Here is a 21988-nt window from a genome sequence, read left to right as displayed (position 1 = left end):
GCGGAGATTGTAGCGTCACCGTTACATACGCGCCGCGTTCAGAATTATGACACACAAACCACATGCGTCACAGGTTTTGCTACATTAAAAGGGCTATTAAGGCATAGAGTCTTGCTAACATTCCCGCTTTGCGGAACGATACCTACTGAGAAGATTCTCTTAACTCGAGGAAGCTAAAATATGCATACTTTGCGCTCTATCGGCTCCAGCGTCGCAGGCATCGCCATCGCGGCAGGAGTCCTCTCCGCCCCTATCGCCTCCGCCGTCGAGCCGGCCGAGATCCAGGGCGACGCCACCCCGTCCACCATTCGCGAGGTTAACCTCACCGACTCGGCGGATGCGGAAAACATCAACTACGCCATCACCACCAAAGGCGAAAACCGCGTGGTGGATATTGCCAAGCTGAAAGATAAGGACAAGTGGAAGGGCTATGCCTTCGGCCACAAGAGCGGCCAAGGCAAGCACTACGGCAACCACGTTAAGGCCCTGACCGCCACCTCCGCCGCCATGGACGGCCGCGAGGTTCCGCTGGCGGTCATCACCCCGGACGGCAACTTTGATAAGAAGCGCCCCACCCTGTACCTGCTCAATGGCGCGGGCGGCGCCGAGCAGGGCATGGACTGGCTGACCGCCACCGCCAACCACGACATCGACCCTGAGGCCGAGGGCGTGCAGGACATGGTGGACTTCTACACGTCCAAGGACGTCAACGTGGTCATCCCGCAGGCCGGCGCCTTCTCCTACTACACCGACTGGGTATCCTCCCCGAATAGCGGCTACCTCAAGGGCCCGCAGAAGTGGGAAACCTTCCTCACCAAGGAGCTACCGGGCAAACTGGAAGAGCACATCGGCGGCAATGGCAAGCGCGCGATTGCCGGCATGTCCATGTCCGCCACCTCCTCCCTGCTGCTGGCGGAGCACAACCCGGGCTTCTACAACGCCGTGGGCTCCTTCTCTGGCTGCGCTTCCACCTCTCGCCCGCTGCCACGCCTCTACACCCAGCTGACCGTCAACCGCGGCGGTGGCTCGGCCGATCAGATGTGGGGCGCTATGGGCAGCGAGTACAACGTGTACAACGATGCCTTGGTGAACGCTAACCCGAATAACCTGGGCAAGTCCGAGACTTATGTTTCGGTCAACTCCGGCCTGGGCGGCGCCAATGACTGGGGTGTTCCGGGATCTTCCACCCTCATCGTTGAGGGCGGCGTCATCGAGGCCGCGATGAACTCCTGCACCCATGACCTCAAGGCCAAGATGGATTCCCAGGGCATGAAGGCGGATTGGAACTTCCGCAATACCGGCACCCACTCCTGGCCAGGCTGGCGCAATGACCTCTTCACCTCTTGGGCAACCTTCGAGCGCGGCTTTAACAAGGCTGCTGCAGAGGCACCGGCCGTGCCGGAGGTAAAGCCCAACGAGCTTTCCATCGAGGCACCGCAGGCCGAGGAAGATGCGCAGGTTAAGGACGCCCCGAGCGCCGCTGACCAGTCCCCGGACAAGGACTTTGTCGAGGACAAGGGCGTTGAGGGCGCAGAGGTTCCGGACGCTGCGGAGGCTGTAGCGGCCGCCGTGGATGCTGTCGCTGCCGAATAATCAGGAATTCATTAACTACAGGAAAGAAGCACTATGAAGCGCCTTAGCTCCATCCTTGCCGGCACCGCAGTGTGCGCAGGCTTGGCTTGCACCCCGATGGCGGGGGCCGCACAGCTCACCCCGCAACAGGTAGCGGGCAACGCCGCCCAGTCCACCCTGGCCCCGCTGGAGGTCACCCCAGAGCTGGAGCAGCAGACTTGGTACCAGAAGTACAAGGACGATCCGCGCGTCGAAAAGCTGCAGGCCACCTCCCCGGCCATGAACGGCCGTAAGATTCCGCTGGCTGTCATTCGCGCGACGGACGAGAACCGCCCCACCATCTATCTGCTCAATGGTGCAGGCGGCGCGGAGCAGGACATGGACTGGCTGAAGCTTTCTGACGCCGTCGATTTCTACCACTCCAAGAACGTCAACGTGGTCGTCCCACAGGCCGGTGCTTTCTCCTACTACACCGACTGGGTCTCCGAGCCGAACTCCAAGTACCTCAAGGGCCCGCAGAAGTGGGAAACCTTCCTTACCAAGGAACTGCCGGGCGCCATCGAGGGCCACATCAAGGCCGATAACCACCGCGCTGTCGCGGGCATGTCCATGTCCGCCACCTCTTCCCTGCTGTTGGCGGAGCACAACCAGGGCTTCTACGACGCCGTCGGTTCCTACGCCGGCTGCGCGGCTACCGCTTATCCGGTAGAGCACAAGGCCGTTGAGCTTACCGTTAACCGCGGCGGTGCGACCGCGGAGCAGATGTGGGGCCCGTTCGGCTCCCCCACCAACCGCTACAACGACGCGATGATGAACCACGAGAAGCTGCGCGGCACGGAGCTGTACATCTCTTCCGGTTCTGGGTTGGCCGGAGAAACCGATACGTATTCTTACTATACGAATCAGGGAGCTAACCCTGCTATCGCTGCTGTGGGCTCCGCTCGGCTGCAGGTCGAAGGTGGCGCCATCGAGGCTGGCGTGAACTACTGCACCCACAACTTCAAGGCCAAGCTGGACCAGGCTGGCATCCCGGCGACCTACAACTTCCGCAATACCGGCACCCACTCCTGGCCGCACTGGATTGCGGACCTCAAGGATTCTTGGCCGGTCTTCGAGCGCGCTTTCAATAAATAAGCTCGTTTCTTTCCACGGCTAAAAGGGCGGTAGGCTTGCAGCATTATGAAGTTGCTTCCTACCGCCCTTTCGCGTGCCCACACTGATCCTTATACCGGCGTGGATTTTAACCTCGGTTTCGAGGTCTCCCACTACACGCTGGACCTGACCTACCGCGTGGAGCCCAACCTCCTCCACGGCGAGGCTACTTTGGCCATCCGGACCGATGAGGATTTGGCGTCCCTGACCCTGGATCTGGGCGGGGCGATGGTGGCCCGGCGCGTGACCGCACAGGGTGCGCCGCGGGTAGCTAAATTCCGCCAATCCTCCGGCAAGCTGCGCCTGCGCTTCGCAGAGGAGATTGCGGCCGGCACGGAGTTTGAGCTGGTGATCCGCTATGGCGGCAGCCCGCGGCCGATCCGCACCACCTGGGGCGAGATCGGCTGGGAAGAAACCGAGTCCGGTTCGCTGGTGGCCAGCCAGCCCAATGGCGCGCCGAGCTGGTTCCCCTGCGACGATACGCCTTCTGCCAAGGCGCTCTATGACATCATCATTACGGCCGATGATCCCTTCATCGTGGTATCTAATGGTGACCTTGTCTCCCGCCGGGCGGGCGGTTCCACCACGCGCTGGCACTACCGCACCCGCGAGCCCATGGCCACCTATCTGGCGACGGTGCAGGTAGGAGAGTTCTCTTCTTTCGATTTGGGACCTTCCACGCGCGCTTGGGCGCCGGCCGCGCTGCGCGAGCGCGTGCTGAATGAGTTTGCCCAGCAGCAGGAAATGGTGGACTTCTTCTCCTCCCTCTATGGCCCGTATCCCTTTGCGGATTATCAGGTGGTCATCACGGAAGATGAGCTGGAAATTCCGCTGGAGGCGCAGGGCCTGTCCATCTTTGGCTCCAATCACATCAAGGGCGATCACGCCTTTGAGCGTCTTATTGCGCATGAGCTTTCCCACCAGTGGTTTGGCAATTCCGTGGGCCTGGGCGAGTGGAAGGATATTTGGCTCAACGAGGGCTTTGCCTGCTACAGCGAGTGGCTATGGGGCGAGCACAAGGGCGAGACCACCGCGCGCGAGGCGGCACGTTCCCACTACAACGTCCTGGGACGCAAGGCGCAGAATCTCACCGTTTCCGATCCGGGTGCGCGCGATATGTTCGATGACCGCGTGTATAAGCGCGGCGCCTTGACCGTGCACGCCATTCACCGCCTGCTTGGCGACGCCTTCTTTACCACCCTCCGCAGCTACCTCACCGAACACCAACACTCGGTGGTAGAGCCCTCCATGCTGCTGGATGCCTTCCGCGCCGCCGCTCCTGACGCCGCGCTTTTCGACGCCACCGTAGACACCTGGCTCAACCAGAAGGCCCTTCCTCCCTTCCCGAGTTAGTGGCTTTGGCCCCGTTTTGTGGGGTTTTGCCTGCGTTTGTTTGGGGAATGTCTAATCTATTGACCAATCCCTTCTTTCCTGTTGACAGGGTGTTTTATCTGGGTAATATAGAACATGTAAACGAAAAGGAAGGGAGGGAACATGCAGACCACCAAGCACGCGGAGATAGACTCCGCCATCGCACAGGTTGCCACTGGGCTCACCCAGCTGCGCAGCCTCATGCAGGATCCCTCCGATCTGTCCTTCGAGCTTCTTCATTCGCATTTCGAACACTTGGAGCGGGCGCTAGGCAATAAGTCCACCATCGACGCCGCCTTCGCTTTCATCGCGGAGCGGGATGACGCCGGCCGCCGCGTTGGTTCTTCCAAGGCCAAGGACTACCTGACCACGCGCCTAGGCCTTACCGATGCCGAGGCCGCCACCCGCCTCCGCAATGGACGCAACCTCTTCGCACCCATCCCCGATCCGGAGCCCACTCCCCCTGCGGACCCCGATGCGGACGATGCCGCACGCGCCCGAGCCGAGGAGGAATCCCGCCGCCGCGCTGACCGCGAGCGCCGCGAGGAGGAGAAGCGCCGCAAGAAGCTCTTTGAGGAAGATCCTATCCCCGAGCGCATCCTCAACCTCATCGAAAACGAGCTGCGCAGCCTCAGCAAGTACGCCATCCCGGGCCCGAGCGAACTGCGCAACCAGGCTCTCGAGCAGGCCAAGCGTCGTTCCTTCGATTCCCTGCGCGAATGGCTACGCAAGGCCATCCGCAAAGCAAATAGGCACGCGCTCAACCCAGCCGGCGAACCCGATCCGCACGCCGCTACCCGTAAGCGCCGCTTTAGTATCTCCCGCCAAGATGCTGATGGCGGCGTGCACATCTCCGGCTATCTCGATGCCTCCGCAGCTGCCATCCTCGCCAGCGCCTTCGCGCCCGCAAAGAATAAGGGCAGCGCGGACCTCAGTCCCGAGGACGATACCCGCACCTATGCCCAACGCATGGCGGACCAATTGACCGCTGCGCTATCCAGCTATCTCTCCGCCACCCAAAAGAACTCCGACGGTCTCGGCTCCTTCTTCGTCGCCACTACCTTGGAGGAGCTAGAAGCGATGGGCGGAGATACCCGTTTCGCCACCAGCACCGGCATCGAGCTCACCCCGCTCGATCTCCTCCGCCTCGGCGGCGCACGGCACGATTTCTTCTGTGCCGTGGATGAGAAGGGCTTCCCCCTCGAGCTTGGCCGCACCAAGCGCACCGCGTCCCTCTGGCAGAAGCTCGCTCTCGCAGCCTCCGAACTCGTCTGCACGCACCCAGAATGCAACCGCCCGTGGCAGGACTGCGACGTCCACCATCTCCAAGCCTGGTCTCACGGTGGCGCCACCGACCTCAAAAACCTCACTCTGTTGTGCCGCCGGCACCACGTGGACAATAACGATTACCGCGATGGCCGCAACGGAATGGGACACGCCGAACGAGACCCCGACACGGGCCGGGTAGGATACCGAGCCGCCCACACCGACGGCTTATCTCCCACCGTGGAGGTCAACGACCACCCCGCCGCGGAACAAGCCCCGGCCCGCAGGCTCACCGATCCACCTTCGCCACCGCCGTCGCCCCCGGGCGCGGCCTGACCGGGGCCCGCAGCCTGCCACAGCCGCGCGCCCGACTGCCCTACACTGGATAACCATGCAAACGATGCTCGTCACTGGCGGCGCCGGTTTTATCGGCGCCAATTTCGTGCGCCTAATATGCCAGGCGCGTCCCGATACCCGCGTTACGGTGCTCGATAAACTCACCTACGCCGGAAACCGCGCCAACCTCGCCGGCCTCGATATTGACCTCGTGGAGGGGGATATCGCCGATCCCGCCACCGTAGAACCGCTCGTCGCCGCTGCCGATGTAGTGGTTCATTTTGCCGCCGAGTCCCATAACGACAATTCTTTGCGCGACCCCTCGCCCTTCATCCACACGAACCTCGTAGGCACATTCACCCTTTTGGAGGCCTGCCGGAAGCACGATACGCGCTTCCACCATGTCTCCACTGACGAGGTTTTCGGAGATCTGGAAATCGGGGCAGGCACCAAATTTACCGAGGATACTGCCTACGCTCCCTCCAGCCCATACTCGGCCACCAAGGCGGGGTCTGACCACCTCGTGCGAGCATGGGTGCGTTCCTTCGGGCTGCGCGCGACCATCTCAAACTGCTCCAATAATTACGGGCCTTACCAGCACATCGAGAAGTTTATCCCCCGCCAGATCACCAATATCCTTTCCGGACACTCGCCCAAGCTCTATGGGACGGGCGAGCAGGTGCGCGATTGGATCCACGTCGATGACCACAACGAAGCGGTGCTCGCCATCCTCGAGCGGGGCCGCATCGGCGAGACCTACAATATCGGCGCGGACCAGGAAGATATTAATAATAAGCAGGTCATTGAGCTGATCTGCGAAATCATGGGCCACACCCGCAATGGGCGCGCACTCTATGAGCACGTGGCGGACCGCCCCGGCCACGACCAGCGTTATGCCATGGACGCCACCAAGCTGCGTCGCGAGCTGGGATGGATCCCGCGGTTCACGGATATCCGCGCCGGTCTCGAAGACACCATCGCGTGGTACCGCGATAACGAAGGCTGGTGGAAGCCCGAGAAAGAAGACGTGGAAGCCCGCTACAAGCAGCAAGGACAGTAGATATGCGTATTACCGAAACCGCCATCCCGGGGCTGCTCATCATCGACCTCGACGTGCACGGCGATAACCGCGGCTGGTTCAAGGAGAATTGGCAACGCGAGAAATTCACCGGCCTCGCGCCAGAGCTCGCGAGCTTCCAGCCGGTGCAGAACAATATCTCTTTTAATCACGCCGGTGCTACGCGCGGCCTGCACGCTGAGCCGTGGGACAAGCTCGTCTCGGTGGCGCAGGGCAAGATTTTCGGCGCATGGTGCGACTTGCGCGAGGGGTCGGATAGCTTTGGCGAAGTCGTCACCCACGAGGTAGGGCCGGAGACTGCGGTGTTTGTCCCGCGGGGCGTCGCCAATGGCTTTCAGGCGCTGGAGGAAACCTCCTATTGCTACCTGGTGAATGAGCACTGGTCGGCCGAGGCTCGCTACGCCGCGGTGAACCTCAACATCGTCGACTGGCCGCTGGAGCCCACCGAGATTTCGGAGAAGGACAAGCAGCACCCCGCCCTCGAAGACGTGAGCCCGATGCCTGCCCGGCGTATCCTCGTCACCGGCGCGAACGGGCAGTTGGGGCGTGCGCTCAAACGCCTGCTTGCCGACGCCGAATTGTGCACCCACGCCGACTTCGACATCACCGACCCACCAGAACGGAATTGGAAGCAGTACTCCGCCATCATCAATTGCGCGGCGTATAACGACGTCAACGGTGCCGAAAACGACCGCGCCGCCGCCTGGGCCGTCAATGCGGAAGCGCCCGCACGGCTGGCGCGCATCGCCGCGGAGAACCAACTCACGCTGGTGCATGTGTCGAGCGACTATATCTTCGACGGCACCAACGAGGTCCACACCGAGGAAGAACTGCCGTCGCCGCTGAGTGCGTATGGGGCGTCGAAAGCCGCGGGCGATACCGCCGCGCAGACCGCGCCGCAGCACTACGTCATCCGTACTTCCTGGGTCTTTGGTGATGGTGAGAATTTCATGTCCACCATGCGCCGGCTGGCCACTAAGGGCGTGGAACCGAAGGTCATCCATGACCAGCGCGGGCGGCCCACGTTTGCCGAGGACTTGGCCAAGGGCATCGTGCACCTGCTCAACTCCGGTGCGGACTACGGAGTGTATAACCTCTCCAACTCGGGCGATACCGTGGGCCGCGATGAGATTGCCATGGCCGTGTTCATCGGGCTCGGCCACGACCCGGCCGAGGTCACTCCGGTAAGCACCGAGCAGTACCGCGAGATCGCGGGCCCCGAGGCGCCGCGCCCCAAGGAGTCGACGCTTGCGCTAGATAAAATCGAGGCTACGGGCTTCAAGCCGCAGAATTGGCGCGCGGCGCTTGCCCTGTACTTGGCGCTGTACCCGGAGGATTAAATGAAAGGCATCATCCTGGCCGGCGGTTCCGGCACGCGGCTCTACCCGATTACCAAGGGCATCTCGAAGCAGCTCATGCCCATTTATGACAAGCCGATGATTTATTACCCGCTCACCACGCTCATTCAGGCGGGTATTCGGGAAATCCTCATCATTACCACCCCAGAGGATGCGGGGGCCTTCCAGCGACTGTTTGGCGATGGATCGCAGCTCGGGCTCATGATCGATTACGCGGTCCAACCGCGGCCGGAGGGGCTCGCGCAGGCCTTTTTGATCGGCGAGGAGTTTATTGGAGACGACAGCGTCGCGCTGGTGCTCGGCGATAATATCTTCCACGGCTTCGGCGGCGAGCTCGCCCACTGCCAAGATCCGGAGGGCGGCATCATCTTCGCCTACGAGGTCTCGGATCCGCAGCGCTATGGTGTCGTGGAATTCGACGCCGCAGGCCATGCGCTCAGCATCGAGGAAAAGCCGGAAGTACCGCGGTCGAACCACGCGGTGGTGGGCTTGTACTTTTATGACAACTCCGTCGTGGAGATAGCCAAGGGCATCGAGCCCAGCGGCCGCGGTGAACTGGAGATCACGGCGGTAAACGAGGAGTACCTGCGCCGCGGCGAGCTCAATGTCCAGCGCCTGCACCGCGGCAGCGTGTGGCTCGATACGGGAACGGTGGACTCGATGAGCGAGGCCTCCGCCTACGTCGAGGTGATGCAAAAACGCACCGGCATCGTTATCGGCTCACCAGAAGTGGCCGCCTTCGAAGCGGGCTTCATCGACCGCGCCCAGCTAGAAAAACTCGCCGAGCCGTTGCTTAAGTCCGGCTACGGCGAGTACCTGCGGGCGTACTAGAGGCGTACTAGCACGCAGCGGTTAGTAACCGCGCTCGATGTATTCGTCGATGCGCGCGGCCTCCGCGCCCACCGTGGTGGCGTCGCCATGCCCTGGCAGGACCTTGGTGTCCTCCGGCAGGGTGAAGACGACGTTCTTCAGCGACTCGATGATCACATCGAAGTCGGAGTACTTGCGGCCGGTGGCACCAGGGCCGCCGTTGAAGAGCGTATCGCCCGATAGCAGCGTCTCGCCCACGTGCAGCACCACGCAGCCCGGCGAGTGGCCCGGGGTGTGGTAGACCGTAATCTTCTCGCCGCCAATATCGAACTGCCCGCGGTCCGCCAATGGCGTGTACGGAGCATCGCCATTGGACTCCTGCCACAGCATGTCATCGTCCGGGTGCAGGTAGACCTCGGTATCGAAGCGCTTGGCGGCCTCGGGGGCGAGCTCGCAGTGGTCATTGTGCCCGTGGGTCAAAAGGATGCCCTCCACGCGGCGGTCACCAACGAGCTCTGCTACCGCATCCAGATCGTGGGAGGGGTCCACCACGTACACGCTGGAGTCATCGCCCACGACGTAGACGTTATTGTCCACGTCCCACTCGCCGCCATCGAGGCGGAACTTGCCAGAAGTAACCGTGCTATCGATACGCATTAGAACTCCACCACCGAACGCAGAACCTTGCCGGACTTCATGGTGGTAAAGGCCTGCTCGACGTCGTCAAGCGCAATGCGCTCGGTGACAAACTTGTCCAGCGGGAAGTTGCCGGCCTTGGACAGCGCTACGTAAGCGGGGAAATCGCGCTCTGGGAGGCAATCGCCGTACCACGCGGGCTTGATGGAGCCGCCGCGGCCGTAGAGGTCGATGGCCGGAATGTCCACGTGGTCGGTGAGGTTCGGCACGCCCACCATGACCATGCGGCCGGCATGGTCGCGGGAGTAAAAGGCCTGGCGCCAAGTGGGCTGGATGCCCACGGCGTCGATAGAGACGTCGGTACCGAAGCCGCCGGTGAGCTCGCGGACGGCATCGATGACCTCCTGCTCCGACAGATCCTTGGAGCAGATGGTGTCGGTCGCGCCGAACTCGCGAGCGGTCTCCAGCTTGGACTCGTCGATGTCCACAGCAATGATCTTGGCTGCGCTCGCCAGCTTGGCGCCCGCAATGGCAGCCATGCCAACGCCGCCGCAACCAAAGACAGCGACGGACTCGCCGAGCTGGATATCGCCGGTGTTCACGGCCGCGCCGAGGCCCGCCATAATGCCGCAGCCCAGGAGGCCGGCAGCGGCTGGGTCGGTGTCTTCTACCTTGGTGCACTGGCCCTCGTGGACCAGGGTCTTCTCAGCGAAGGAACCGATGCCCAGCGCAGGGGTGAGCTCGGTGCCGTCCTCGAGGGTCATCTTCTTGGAGGCGTTGTGGGTATTGAAGCAGTACTTTGGCTCGCCCTTCTTGCAGGCGCGGCACTCGCCGCACACGGCGCGCCAGTTCAAAATGACGAAGTCGCCTTCCTCCACGTGGGTGACCGCAGAACCTACGGTCTCTACTACACCTGCGGCCTCGTGGCCGAGCAGGAAGGGGAAGGCGTCTTCAATATCGCCATCGCGGTAGGCGAGGTCGGTGTGGCACACACCGCAGGCCTGGACGCGCACGATGACGTCGTTAGGGCCGGGGTCAGGAACGACAATGTTGACGGTTTCGACTTCCGCACCCTTGGAACGGGCGATAACAGCTTTTACAGTCATGCGCCCGAGCGTACCGATATTTTCAAAACCGGCGCATTATTGAAAACTCTTTTTAAGAGCGGGCGATGACGTTGGCCGCATGCTCGTGGCCACGCTGGTTCATATGGATGGGCAGGTTGCCGTCGCCAGCAGTAAAGTCCACCAGACCAGCCCACATGCGCTGGTTTGCATCGGCGCACATGCCGTTATTGCGGGTGGAAGGCTTCATATCCAAGAACTGCACGCCGGTACGCGCCGCCAGATCCACCTGCATCCACTGCGCCTTATTCTCAAAGTCTTGGATGCCCGGCAGGAAGGTGGAATCGGCCGGGCGCGGACCGAAGTGGAAGAGGCAGTAATAAGGGCCGGTGCCGATGGTGGGGTATCCCACGATCTGGACGCGAGCGTTCGGGGCCGCGCGCTTAATGCGCTCGATCTGCGGGGCGGTGCGGTCCGCGAACTCCTTGCGAATCTGCGGCAGGCTCATATCGCGGTGGTTGTAGGTGTCATTAAAGCCGGTGGTGATGACCACGCGGTTAGTGGCCGGGCTCAGCGCGCCGGTACGGATGGCCGCATCCACCTGCTGGAAGATCTGCGGGCCGCGGGACATGGACACGGCGCCGGAGCAGGAGAAGTCCCGCACCGGAAGGCGCAGCTTGGCGCCGGCGCGCTTGGCGTAGTTATTGGAGGTCGGGCAATCTACGCCCACACCTTTAGAGGGATCGTAGCGGTGGGCCAAGTAGGAGCCGGCGTCTGGATCCGCCAAGACGGAATCGCCGAAGGCTACCAGGTTGCGCTCCGCGGCGGTGGCCTGCGGCGCGACAGCCACGCCTACGACGGCCAGCGCGGACGCCACCACGGAGAGGACTTTGAGCTGCAGAGATTTCATGAGATCCTTTTCTAGAAACACCAGTAACTTCAGGTAACTGTAGTCACTTCTGTAACATAATTCGAGTTGGCGGCAACACCGCGCGCCTCTCTCACGATATCGTCCATGGTTACCTTTTTGTTATCTTTGCTTATTTGGAGCTATCCCAACCGTGAATTTCTCTGATTTCAAGTTCCACGCCGCAGCCCTCGGCCGGTTCGTGCCGGCGCTTCTCAACGCCGGACTCGTCAGCCACCAAGGCGGCACGAAGGCCCAGATCAATCTGCTGCCAAACCTGGCCCGCTACCGCTTCACCACCGCGCGCGAGATCGAACAGGGCTACCTTGCCTGCCCCGAGCGCTTGGCGCTTATCGACGACGACGGCACCCTCACCTACCGCCAGCTGCGCACCCACACGCAAGGCTTCGCCCGCTACCTCCGCTCGCTGGACCTGCCCGAGATTCGCCTCGGCGTCATGGCGCGCAACGGCCGCGGCATCATCATTCCGCTCGGCGCCAAGGGTTATGTGGGCGCTTCTATTTATCTGCTCAACGTGGGCTCCTCCCCGGAGCAGCTGGCCGGCTGCATCGAGGAAAACGGCATCAACGTGCTGGTTGTAGATGACGAGTTCATTGACCGCGTGGACACCGATATCCCGGTCATCATCGCGCACGATACGGGCGCAAGCGATCTGCCGAAACTCGATAAAATTGTGAAGAACCCACCGGCCGCGGAGCTGCCGCGCTTCCCCAAGCACGGCGCAATCGTGCTCATGTCCTCCGGCACCACCGGCATTCCGAAGGGCATTGTGCGGCCGGAGCCTACCCTGCCCGTGGTGCTGGCCTCCATCGTGGATACGATTCCGTGGCGCGCCGACCAGCGCCTGCAACTGACCGCCTCCATTTTTCACACCTGGGGCTGGGCCTGCATCAATATTGCACTGGGCCTGCGCAATACCATCGTCACCCGGCGCGTATTCGACGCGGAGCAGGTGCTTGACGACGTCCAGCGCTACCGCCTCGATGGCATGATTTCCTCCCCCATCTTCTTTAAGCGCTTGGTGGAGCGGGACCCAGCTGGCGAGTTTGATACCTCGAGCCTGCAGTTCATCGCCTCGGCCGGCAATGCGCTGACCCCGGAGGTGGTCAAGGAGACCAATGAGCGCTTTGGCGCCATCCTGTGCAACGTGTACGGATCCACCGAACTCGCGCTCGCGACGACCGCCACCATGGATCAGGTCGCCGCCAACCCCACCATCGCCGGGCGCGTGGCCTCGGGCACGAAGCTGCGCATCCTCGATAAGGAGGGACACCCGGTTCCGCGCGGCGAGGTGGGAGAGATCTACCTGACCAACTCCACCGCAATGACCGGCTATACCAACCCGAACCTGCGGCTCAATAAGGTGGACGGGCTCATTTCTATCGGCGACTTGGGCTACATCGACGAGCACGACTTCCTGCACGTGGTCGGCCGCGCCGATGACATGATCATCGTCGGCGGCGAGAACGTCCACCCGCAGTCCGTCACCGAGGTCCTCGAGGCCATGCCCGGCATCCACGAGGTGCATGCTGGCGGCGTAGAGGATAGCGAGACCTTCCAGCGCATCGCTGTGTGGGCGGTGCCTACTGCCGACGCCGCCGGAAAGGCCCTCACCGCCGACGCCATCCGCGACTGGGTCCGCACCAAGCTTGCCGATCACTCCGTGCCGCGCGACGTGCACTTCCTGGCCAAGCTCCCGCGCAACGCCACCGGCAAGGTGGTCCCGCGCCTGCTCAATAACTACGGGGAGGCTTAGCGCACCTCCCACCCCCGAAACCGCGAAAGGCCGCAGGCTATACACCTGCGGCCTCTGTGGAGCCGCCTGCGAGAATCGAACTCGCGACCTTTTCATTACGAGTGAAATGCTCTACCGACTGAGCTAAGGCGGCGCGCTGCTCGGCATGCGCCAGTGCAGCAAGAGAGAGTTTAACCTAGGGGCGCCGCGGAATAGAAATCGGGCCCCACCTACAGGCACGCGCGGCGCAGGCGGCCCACCAACCCGTCGAAAGCAATCTGCGTGCCGACGTTTTGGGTCAGCTGCTCGCGGCACAGCGTAATGGCCGCCTGGCAGTCCAGCAGGCCTTCCTCGCTCACGCGCTGCGCGATCTCGCCAGAAAGTCCAGCAAAATCCGGGTGGGTGAGATCCACCTGCGCGCCCACCTTCTGCATGAGCGCATCGCGGTAGACGCCGGAGAGATCAACCAGCACCAGGTCCAGGTTGTCCATCACGCGGCGCTTCGCCCGCTTTTTGTGCTGATCCTGTAAGTCTTTAATCGCAGAGCGGGCGTCGCGCTGCGCCTTGGCCGCACCTTTGCCCTTCGCACCCACGCCGAGGGTCTGTTCCAGCTTCGCCAGCTCGGCCTCTTCCTGTTCCTTATGCGACTCCTTCGCCTCCGAGTCCACCAACTTCAGCAGCGAGGTCACCGCCTGGAAGCCTTGGGAGCCGTGGAAAACTTCCTCTGCCAGGTTGATGGCCACCGCGCGGCGCTTTTGCACCGCCGGATCGTTGACCAGGCGCCGCGCCCGGCCGACGTGACGGAGGGAGGTGAGGGCGGCCAAGTGGGCGTCGTGATCCGAGGCGCCCTCGCTGACCAACTGGGCGGTAATGCTCTCCACCGACGGGGAGGGAATGTAGAGGTGGCGGCAACGCGAGCGGAGGGTCTGGGAGAAGTCCTCGGGGGCGTCGGAAGGCGCGCACATGACGATCACGGTGCGCGCCGGCGGCTCCTCTACCGTCTTGAGTAGGGCATTCGCGCCGTTATTGTTCAGGCGGTCGGCATTATTGAAGATCACCACGCGCCAGGGCGCCACCGTGGGCAGGCTCGCCGCGCGACCGATGACCTCGCGCACCGTATCCACGGGAATGATGACCTCCTGCGGATCCACGAGGACGAGATCGGTGTGCTGCTTGGTCTCCAGCACCGCGCGGCAGGCCTCGCACCGGCCGCAGCCCGGTTCCTCCGGGTCCGTGCACATGAGCGCGGCCGCAAAATCGATGGCAGCCAAGGAACGGCCGGAGCCCGGCGGGCCGGTAAATAGCCAGGAATGGCTCATCGCCCGCGGGTCTGCCCCCGGCATCCCCCGAGCTGCCCGGGCGGCGCCCAGGATAGTGCGGGCCACACCTGGGGTATCTGCCAATCTTTGCGCAACGCTTCCGGTATTCACTCGCCCTAGCCTACTGGTCTTACTAAAGTATGAAAGCATGAACAGACTACTGCGCGGCGCACGATGGCTCATGGGTACCCAATGGCCGGTCTACGCCGCCTTAGTCCTTGGCGCGAACCTCATCGGCGCCATCGCGATCATGACCTTTGTCCTTTATTTCCTACCGATGCCGGAGATTAAGGATTTTGCCGCCGAGCTGCCCAGCCTGATGGGCGTCGCCGCGGTGTACCTCATCTTTGCCGTGGTCATCGGCATCGCCGTCACCCTGCTGCTATTCCGCCCGGTGCTGGACTGGCAGCGCAACCCGGAAGAGCACGATCCGAATATGGTGCGCAACCTGGTGCTGCGCATCCCCGTCTACCAATCCGTGGTGGCGGCCGCGGTGTGGCTTATCGGCATCATCCTGGCCGTGGTGATTTCCGGCCGGGAATCCGGCGGCCTCGGGCTCGTCGTGGGCGTGTCCGCCACCCTGGCCGGCCTCGTGGTGGTCATCTTGACCTACCTGCAGGCAGAGCGCCTCGTACGCCCGGTGGCCGCCCAGGCGGTGGCGCGCCGCTTCGAGGATGCCACCCTGGAGCCGCCCATCAAGTACCGCCTCATTTCGACCTGGCTGATGACCTCCGGCGTGCCGTTGGTCGGCATCTTGCTCGTGCTCATCGCACAGCGCACCGGGCTCTTCTCCGGCACCGCAGGAGACCTCGTGCCTGCCATTACCGCCCTGGCACTTACCGCCCTGGCCACCGGTTTTATCGGTACTAGCTTCGCGGTGATGAGCGTGGTGGACCCGATCGTGGAGCTCCAAGACGCCATTAACCGGGTGCGCCGCGGCGAAAACAATGCCGAGGTCGATATCTATGACGGGTCCGAGCTGGGCGTGCTGCAGGCCGGTTTCAACGAGATGATGCGCGGCCTGCGCGAGCGCCAGCGCGTGCGCGAAATCTTCGGCCGCTACGTCGGCACCGAGGTGGCGCAGCGCGCCCTAGAGGAGCGCCCCGAGTTGGGCGGCGAGGACCGCAAGGTCGCGGTGCTCTTCATTGACGTCATCGGCTCTACTACCTTCGCCGTCAACCACTCCCCCGAGGAGGTAGTGGAGGAGCTCAATAAGTTCTTCGAGCACGTTGTCCAGGTGGTGCACCGCAATAAAGGCATCATTAATAAGTTCCAAGGCGATGCCGCCCTCGCCGTTTTTGGCGCGCCGCTCAATGTTTATGATTCCGCCTCCATGGCCCTGCAGGCCGCCCGCGAGCTGCGCGGCGAGTTGCGCGGGCTGGAGCTGCAGGCGGGCATCGGCGTGGCGGCGGGGCACGTCGTCGCCGGGCACATTGGCGGCGCGGATCGCTTCGAATACACCGTCATCGGTGACGCCGTGAACGAGGCCGCGCGCCTGACCGAGCTCGCTAAGGACACCCCGGGCCAGGTGCTTACCAACGCCGCCACGCTCAAGACCGCCAATGAGGCCGAGCAGGCCCGCTGGACTATGATGAAATCCATTGAGCTGCGCGGGCGTCACCGCATGACCCAGCTGGCTCGCCCTATCCGCGCTACCCTGGCAGAACGTTCCGAGGTATAACGAGGTTTTTTAAGTGAGCTCAGCTCCCCGGCCGCGCATGATCGTGCCCGATGTGGCGCGCGGCATGGCCCTTCTAGGCATCGCCATGGCCAATATGACCACGGCATGGATCATCACCACCGACCGGCCGGGCAGCTATTTCGGCGGCATCATCGATGGCAGCGCGTGGGATAAGGCGGCCGTCGTCTTCGGCGCCTTCTTTGTCCACAACCGCGGCCTGCCCATGTTTTCTACCCTGCTCGGCTTTGGCGTGGGGCTTATTGCGATGAGTCTGTGGCGGCGCGGGTTTCCGGTGCGGGCGGCGCGCGGGGTCATCGCCAAGCGCTATGCCTTCTTGGCGGTGATGGGCGCGGTGCACCTGGTGCTGCTGTTTTGGGGCGACATTATGTTCTTCTATGGCGTGGCGGGAATTATCATCGCATTCCTGCTGCGCAAACGGGATTCTACCCTCATGCTCGTTGCCTATATTCTGTTTGCGCTGTGCGCGCTGGGCGGGGTGGTGGCCTTTATTTCCGGTGCCTTGGATCCCCTCGGCGTGGTGGCCACGGAAGGCATTGGCACCATCGAGTCTTATCCAGATCTGCTGCTCAGTCAGCTTATTACCCTGGGCAGCCAGGCCGTTGCCACGCCGATCATTGTGCTGATGTACCTGCCCGTCATGCTGGTGGGCTTTGTGTGGGCGCGCCAGGGCGTGCTTGCCGACGTCCCCTCTCACCGCCCCACCCTCCTGCGCTGGGTCGCCATCGCGGTGGCCATTACCGTCGTAATCGGTAGCTTGTGGTCTTTGAGCACGCTGGGGGTCATCGGGCAACGCTGGGCCAATGCGGCCAATAATGCCAACGCTTTCATCGGAGTCTTTACCGGGCCTGGCATCCTGGCCGGGCTCGCGCTGCTGCTGCAGCCGGTGCAGGAGCGGCTCTCGGGCGGCGCGCCGCTGCCCGCGGTGCTGTGGCCCTTTGCGGCGCTGGGCAAGCGCTCCATGAGCGGCTACGTGGGGCAGTCCATTCTCTTTTTCTTCCTCGTGCACCCCTTCACGCTGGACTTCGGCCACGATCTGGGCGCCTTCGGCCAGGCCGCGCTGGCCTTCGCGGTGTGGTTGGCCACGCTTATCGGGGCCTGCGTGCTGGAAGTCTTCGACCTCCGCGGGCCGTTCGAGGCGGTGCACCGCCGGCTGTCCTACGGTCCGACGATGCAGCCGCAGCTACCGCGTGCGGCACAGGCCATCAATGAGCAGCAGGTGGCCGACAACTAGGGCGCCCGCCTCGGCCGCACCCACCAGGCGCGCCCCCTGCTTCCGCTTACCGCGATAGTGCTGCGCGAGCGCCGCGCGCAGGGCCGTCAGCCCCTCGGCCACAACGAGCAGGTTGGCGCCGTGGCTCATGCCCTTGCCGGCCTCGGTGCGCAGCGCTGGGTCTCCCGCCAAAGCCGAGGTCGTGAGCACCGCCGCGCCGCCCACCGCGACCGCGGCGGCCGTCGGCTGTGTGCGAGTGGCGGCAACGCCCGCGCACCATGCTGCCGCGCGCAGGCCCCAGCCCAGAGCATCATTGCGCGCGCCGCGACGATATAGGCTCCACGCATAGGCGGCGTGGTTCGCCGTTACGGCCGCCACGCCAAGCGCCGAAGGACGGGTCAGCCGGCGGGCCTTTTCCACCTGGCCAATAGCTCCGGCTACAACTCCGGCGCCAACGGCGGGCTCTTCGCGTACCGAGGCCAAAAGCTGCGGCCGCGTTTTGATGGTGACGGCGCGCCACAGGGCCGCGGCGCCTTCTCGGGTGCGGGCAAGAAAATCCTTCATGCCCGCCACCTTACGCGGTTACTTCTTGCGCGAGCCGGCCTTTACCACGTTCTTCGTACCGGGCGAAGGCTTCTTAGTCGCCTTCTTTCCAGCCTTCTTCGTGGACTTTTTGGTGGCCTTCTTGGTTGCCTTCTTCTTCGTCGTCTTCTTAGAGGACTTCTTGGTGGACTTCTTCTTGGTCTCGCCGGAAGCTTCCTTGGCGCGGCGCTCGGAAAGGAGTTCGTTCGCGCGGGCGTCGGTAAGCTGCTCCGGGTCATCGCCGCGGCGCAGGGAGGCATTGGTGGTGCCATCGGTGACATACGGGCCGAAGCGGCCGTCCTTGACGGTCATGGGCTTGCCGGAGACGTCGTTATCGCCCAGCTGCTTAATCGGCGGCTGAGCCGCTGCGCGGCCGCGACGCTTCGGCTCGGCGTAGATGCGGCGGGCCTCGTCCAAGGTGATGGTGAAGATCTGCTCTTCCTTGGCCAGCGAGCGCGAATCGGTACCCTTCTTCAGGTACGGGCCATAGCGGCCGTTCTGCGCGGTGATCATCACGCCGTCGTCCTCGCCCACCTCGCGCGGCAGGGAAAGCAGCTTGAGGGCCTCCTCCAAAGTCACGGTGGAGGGTTCCATGGAGCTAAACAGCGACGCCGTACCCGGCTTGAGCTTGTTCTCGATGTACTCCTTGACGCGCTTTTCCTTCTGCTTCGCGGCCGTCTTGGTTTCCCAATTCTTGGCGCGCTTGCCTTCCTCGGCGCGTTGCTTGTCTTCCTCGGCGCGCTCCTTGGCGACGATCTCCTCGGCCTCACCCTCGGCCTTCTCCCGCTCATCCTCGCGGACAACCTCGGTGACATAGGGGCCGAAGCGGCCTTCCTTGGCCACGATCATGCGGCCGTTTTCTGGGTTCTCACCCAGCTCGCGGCCGCCCTGCGGGGTGGCGAAAAGCTTTTCCGCCAGCTCCTCGTTCAAACCATCCGGGGTGACGGTTTCGGACAGGTTAGCACGCTGATACTCGATGCTGCCGTCGTCGTTGGTACCAACGGCGCGCTCGATGTACGGTCCGTAGCGGCCTACGCGGACGAAGACATCGCGGCCCTCGGTGTCAGTGTAGAGGCGCAGGGAGTTGACCTTGCGGGCGTCGATGGCTTCCAGGTTGACGTCGATAAGCGACTTCAAGCCGCCGTGACGGGCAATGGAAGCCGCCTTCTGCTCGTTGGCCTCGGCGTTGCCAAAGTAAAAGCCATTAAGCCAAGCAGTGCCGTCCTCGATACCGGTGGCAATCTGGTCTAGCTCGTCTTCCATGGAAGAGGTGAAGTCATAGTCCACCAACTCGGTGAAGTTTTCCTCCAACAGGCCTACGACGGCGAAGGCAACCCACGAAGGCACCAGCGCATTGCCGCGCGAGACCACATAGCCGCGGTCCTGGATGGTCTTGATGATGGACGCGTAGGTGGACGGGCGGCCGATGCCCAGGTCCTCCATCTTCTTGACCAGGCTGGCCTCGGTATAGCGCGCCGGCGGGTTGGTGGAGTGGCCGTCGGCGGAGACCTCCTTGGCGGTCAGACCGCGGCCCTCCTCCAAGTGTGGCAGGCGGGTCTCGCCCTTCTTGTCACCCTTGGCATCGTCCGCGCCGTAGGCCTTCAGGAAGCCGGGGAAGGTAATGGTGCGGCCGGTGGCGGAAAATTCCACGTCGTAGCTGCCCTTATCGGTGGCGGCGGTGCCGGCTACGGTGACCTTCATGGAGGTTCCCTTGGCATCGGCCATCTGGGAGGCGACGGTGCGCTTCCAAATCAGGTCATAGAGCTTAAACTCCTCCGCATCCAACTGGCCGGAGAGCTGGCCCGGGGTGGCGAAGGACTCGCCGGCCGGGCGGATGGCCTCGTGAGCCTCCTGGGAGTTTTTCACCTTGCGGTCATATACGCGCGGGGAATCAGAGACGTACTCTGCGCCATAGATGCTGGTAGCGGAATTGCGCGCAGCGGACAGGCCCTGCTTGGAGAGCGAGGTGGAGTCCGTACGCATATAAGTAATGTGTCCGTTTTCGTACAGTCGCTGCGCAATGCGCATGGTGCGCTCAGAGGTAAAGTGCAGGCGGCGGCCGGCCTCCTGCTGCAGCGTAGAGGTCATAAACGGCGCATAGGGCTTGCGCGTATAGGGCTTGTGTTCGACCCCAGCGACCTGCATATCCGCACCGCGCAGCGCGGTTTCTAGCGCCTTGGCCTGCGGCTCGGTGATGACGATGACGTCTTTGCTCTTGACGTTTCCGCGGTCATCAAAGTCGCGGCCCAAGGCCACGCGCTTGCTATTGACGGCGGTGAGGCGGGCGTCGAAAGTAGCAGGGTTGTCCGCGTCCGCAGCGCCGGTATCTAGCGTGGCGGCCAGATCCCAGTAGTCCGCGGGGATAAACGCCATGCGCTCGCGCTCACGCTCGACGATGACGCGGGTGGCCACCGACTGCACGCGGCCGGCAGAAAGCCGCGGCATGACCTTCTTCCACAGCACCGGGGAGACCTCATAGCCGTAGAGGCGGTCGAGGATGCGGCGGGTTTCCTGGGCGTCGATAAGGTTGTAATCCAGATCGCGGGTATTATCCGCGGCCTCCAGGATCGCGGACTTGGTGATCTCATTAAAGACCATGCGGCGCACCGGCACCTTGGGCTTGAGGACCTCGAGCAGGTGCCAGGCGATGGCCTCGCCCTCGCGGTCAGGGTCTGTTGCGAGGTAAAGCTGGTCGCACTGCTTCAGCTTGGACTTGAGGTCCGCGACCTTCTTCTTTTTATCGGGGCTCACCACGTACAGCGGGGCGAAGTCATCCTCCGGGTTTACGCCGAGGCGCGCCCAGGATTCCTTCTTATACTTAGCCGGCACGTCCGCAGCGCCGCGGGGAAGATCGCGGATATGGCCCACGGAGGCCTCCACGATGTAGTTATCTCCGAGGTAAGGCTGAATCTTCTTCGCCTTCGTCGCCGACTCGACGATCACCAAGGTCTTTCCCGGCCCGGCTGCTTCTGCCACTTCGACTTCATCCCTTTCGATGATGCGAACAATAAGGTTTGCACGCTTTCAGCAATCGCCCCTAGCGTACACAGTTGATCTGCGTTTCCTTTCTCGCACCATATACGCGGTTCTGCCAAAAGGCCGTTTTCAGGGGCACTATGTACCCCCACGGAACGGGTCTATACTGGCCTACTTAGAACGCCCAGTAGCTGTGAAAGCATTGTGGGGCACGATAGCACACCCAAGACGACGCCCGGGGAGTATTCATGGTTGACACCATCACTATGTGGATCGAATCCGTCATGTCCACAGAGTGGATCTACCCGCTGGTGGGCGTACTGATCTTTGGTGACTGCTTCTTCCCCGTGCTGCCTTCTGAAATCCCGCTCAATATGGCCGGCGCCTGGTCCGGCTCCCAGGGCTTTCCGCACCTTCCCACCATGTTTTTCGTGGCGCTCATTGCCGCCATGATGGGCGATAATCTCTGTTTCCTGCTGGGCACGCGCTTCATGCCTCTGCTCCAGCGCGTACCTAAGGGATCGAAGGCCTACGAGGGGCTCAAGTGGGTCAAGCGCAATATGCGCCGCGGCGGCGGTGCGGCCATTATTATTGCCCGCTTCATTCCTTCAGCGCGCCTGTTTATGACCATCCTGCTGGGATCAATGCGGTTCCCGTGGATCGTCTTTGTCTTCTTCGACACCATCGGCGTCGCGCTCTGGGCGGCCGAGGCACTCGCCATCGGCTACTTGGGCGGCATGGCCTTTTCCAATTCGCCCGTGCTGGCGGTGGTGGTCAGCATCATCGCCGCCGTGGTCATCGGCGTGGGCCTGCAGAAACTGCAGAATAAGTTCACCGAGTGGTGGGATACCCGCCGCGGCTACGCCGAAACGCCGTAGCAGGAAGGCCTGAGC

17 protein-coding genes and 1 tRNA gene are annotated in these 21988 nt (G+C 63.0%); 11 read left to right on the top strand and 7 right to left on the bottom strand.

Translation table 11 applies throughout. From position 1 onward, the window contains the following. The first annotated feature begins 180 nt into the window (after positions 1 to 180). From QP884_RS03960 to rfbA, 7 genes are all read left to right on the top strand, one after another. Complete coding sequence (locus QP884_RS03960; RefSeq protein WP_284820833.1) at positions 181 to 1593, top strand: alpha/beta hydrolase; 1413 nt, start codon at positions 181 to 183, stop codon at positions 1591 to 1593. Positions 1594 to 1626: 33 nt separating this feature from the next. Next, positions 1627 to 2706, top strand: a complete 1080-nt coding sequence (locus tag QP884_RS03955) for an alpha/beta hydrolase (RefSeq protein WP_284820832.1) — start codon at positions 1627 to 1629, stop codon at positions 2704 to 2706. Between the two features lie 45 nt (positions 2707 to 2751). Beyond that, a complete protein-coding gene (locus tag QP884_RS03950; protein ID WP_284820830.1) occupies positions 2752 to 4077 on the top strand; it encodes a M1 family metallopeptidase in 1326 nt (441 codons plus the stop codon). A 141-nt stretch (positions 4078 to 4218) separates the two neighbouring features. Continuing rightward, positions 4219 to 5697: an HNH endonuclease signature motif containing protein gene (locus QP884_RS03945; protein WP_284820828.1), complete on the top strand. Its 1479-nt coding sequence runs from the start codon at positions 4219 to 4221 to the stop codon at positions 5695 to 5697. Positions 5698 to 5752: 55 nt separating this feature from the next. Beyond that, a complete protein-coding gene (gene rfbB, locus QP884_RS03940) occupies positions 5753 to 6757 on the top strand; it encodes a dTDP-glucose 4,6-dehydratase (RefSeq protein ID WP_284820826.1) in 1005 nt (334 codons plus the stop codon). A gap of 2 nt (positions 6758 to 6759) precedes the next feature. After that, a complete protein-coding gene (rfbD, locus tag QP884_RS03935; RefSeq protein WP_284820824.1) occupies positions 6760 to 8115 on the top strand; it encodes a dTDP-4-dehydrorhamnose reductase in 1356 nt (451 codons plus the stop codon). Then, positions 8116 to 8964 carry a glucose-1-phosphate thymidylyltransferase RfbA gene (rfbA, locus tag QP884_RS03930; protein WP_200435941.1) on the top strand — a complete coding sequence of 283 codons (849 nt, stop codon included), beginning with the start codon at positions 8116 to 8118 and terminating at the stop codon, positions 8962 to 8964. Between the two features lie 21 nt (positions 8965 to 8985). Here rfbA and QP884_RS03925 read toward each other — a convergent pair whose 3' ends face one another. Genes QP884_RS03925 through QP884_RS03915 form a run of 3 tightly spaced genes read right to left on the bottom strand, consistent with a single transcriptional unit; the run spans position 8986 to position 11553 of the window. Continuing rightward, a complete protein-coding gene (locus tag QP884_RS03925) occupies positions 8986 to 9600 on the bottom strand; it encodes an MBL fold metallo-hydrolase (RefSeq protein WP_269947142.1) in 615 nt (204 codons plus the stop codon). Continuing rightward, entirely contained in the window at positions 9600 to 10685 is a 1086-nt protein-coding gene (locus QP884_RS03920; protein ID WP_005327163.1) for an S-(hydroxymethyl)mycothiol dehydrogenase, read from the bottom strand. Before QP884_RS03920 ends, QP884_RS03925 begins: the two co-directional genes overlap by 1 nt. A 52-nt stretch (positions 10686 to 10737) precedes the next feature. Further along, complete coding sequence (locus QP884_RS03915) at positions 10738 to 11553, bottom strand: GDSL-type esterase/lipase family protein (RefSeq protein ID WP_284820820.1); 816 nt, start codon at positions 11551 to 11553, stop codon at positions 10738 to 10740. Between the two features lie 151 nt (positions 11554 to 11704). On the opposite strand from QP884_RS03915, the gene QP884_RS03910 reads away from it, so the two are divergent. Continuing rightward, complete coding sequence (locus QP884_RS03910; RefSeq protein WP_284820818.1) at positions 11705 to 13327, top strand: AMP-binding protein; 1623 nt, start codon at positions 11705 to 11707, stop codon at positions 13325 to 13327. Between the two features lie 57 nt (positions 13328 to 13384). Here the strand turns inward: QP884_RS03910 and QP884_RS03905 are convergent. Beyond that, a tRNA-Thr gene (locus QP884_RS03905) sits at positions 13385 to 13460 on the bottom strand. Positions 13461 to 13536: 76 nt separating this feature from the next. After that, the gene (locus QP884_RS03900; RefSeq protein ID WP_284820817.1) at positions 13537 to 14775 is read right to left on the bottom strand and encodes a DNA polymerase III subunit delta'; all 1239 of its coding nucleotides are present in this window, start codon (positions 14773 to 14775) and stop codon (positions 13537 to 13539) included. On the opposite strand from QP884_RS03900, the gene QP884_RS03895 reads away from it, so the two are divergent. Together QP884_RS03895 and QP884_RS03890 are read left to right on the top strand one after the other, a co-directional pair. Continuing rightward, a complete protein-coding gene (locus tag QP884_RS03895; protein ID WP_284820815.1) occupies positions 14774 to 16306 on the top strand; it encodes an adenylate/guanylate cyclase domain-containing protein in 1533 nt (510 codons plus the stop codon). The genes QP884_RS03900 and QP884_RS03895 overlap by 2 nt on opposite strands. 37 nt (positions 16307 to 16343) lie before the next feature. Next, complete coding sequence (locus tag QP884_RS03890) at positions 16344 to 17558, top strand: DUF418 domain-containing protein (RefSeq protein ID WP_434736447.1); 1215 nt, start codon at positions 16344 to 16346, stop codon at positions 17556 to 17558. Here the strand turns inward: QP884_RS03890 and QP884_RS03885 are convergent. After that, positions 17508 to 18101, bottom strand: coding sequence for a hypothetical protein (locus QP884_RS03885; protein ID WP_284820812.1), 594 nt, complete (start codon positions 18099 to 18101; stop codon positions 17508 to 17510). The two genes, QP884_RS03890 and QP884_RS03885, sit on opposite strands and share 51 nt — an antisense overlap. Positions 18102 to 18119: 18 nt before the next feature. Next, positions 18120 to 21095 (bottom strand): type I DNA topoisomerase, encoded by a 2976-nt coding sequence (gene topA, locus QP884_RS03880; protein ID WP_284820810.1) that lies wholly within the window; start codon positions 21093 to 21095, stop codon positions 18120 to 18122. A gap of 248 nt (positions 21096 to 21343) precedes the next feature. On the opposite strand from topA, the gene QP884_RS03875 reads away from it, so the two are divergent. After that, positions 21344 to 21973, top strand: coding sequence for a DedA family protein (locus tag QP884_RS03875; protein ID WP_284820809.1), 630 nt, complete (start codon positions 21344 to 21346; stop codon positions 21971 to 21973). The last annotated feature ends 15 nt before the right edge of the window (positions 21974 to 21988 follow it).

The sequence above is a fragment of the Corynebacterium tuberculostearicum genome (assembly GCF_030229345.1).
Lineage (GTDB): Bacteria > Actinomycetota > Actinomycetes > Mycobacteriales > Mycobacteriaceae > Corynebacterium > Corynebacterium tuberculostearicum_G.
The sequence above is the reverse complement of the archived record's forward strand: the minus strand, read 5'-3'. Positions and strand labels throughout refer to the sequence as shown.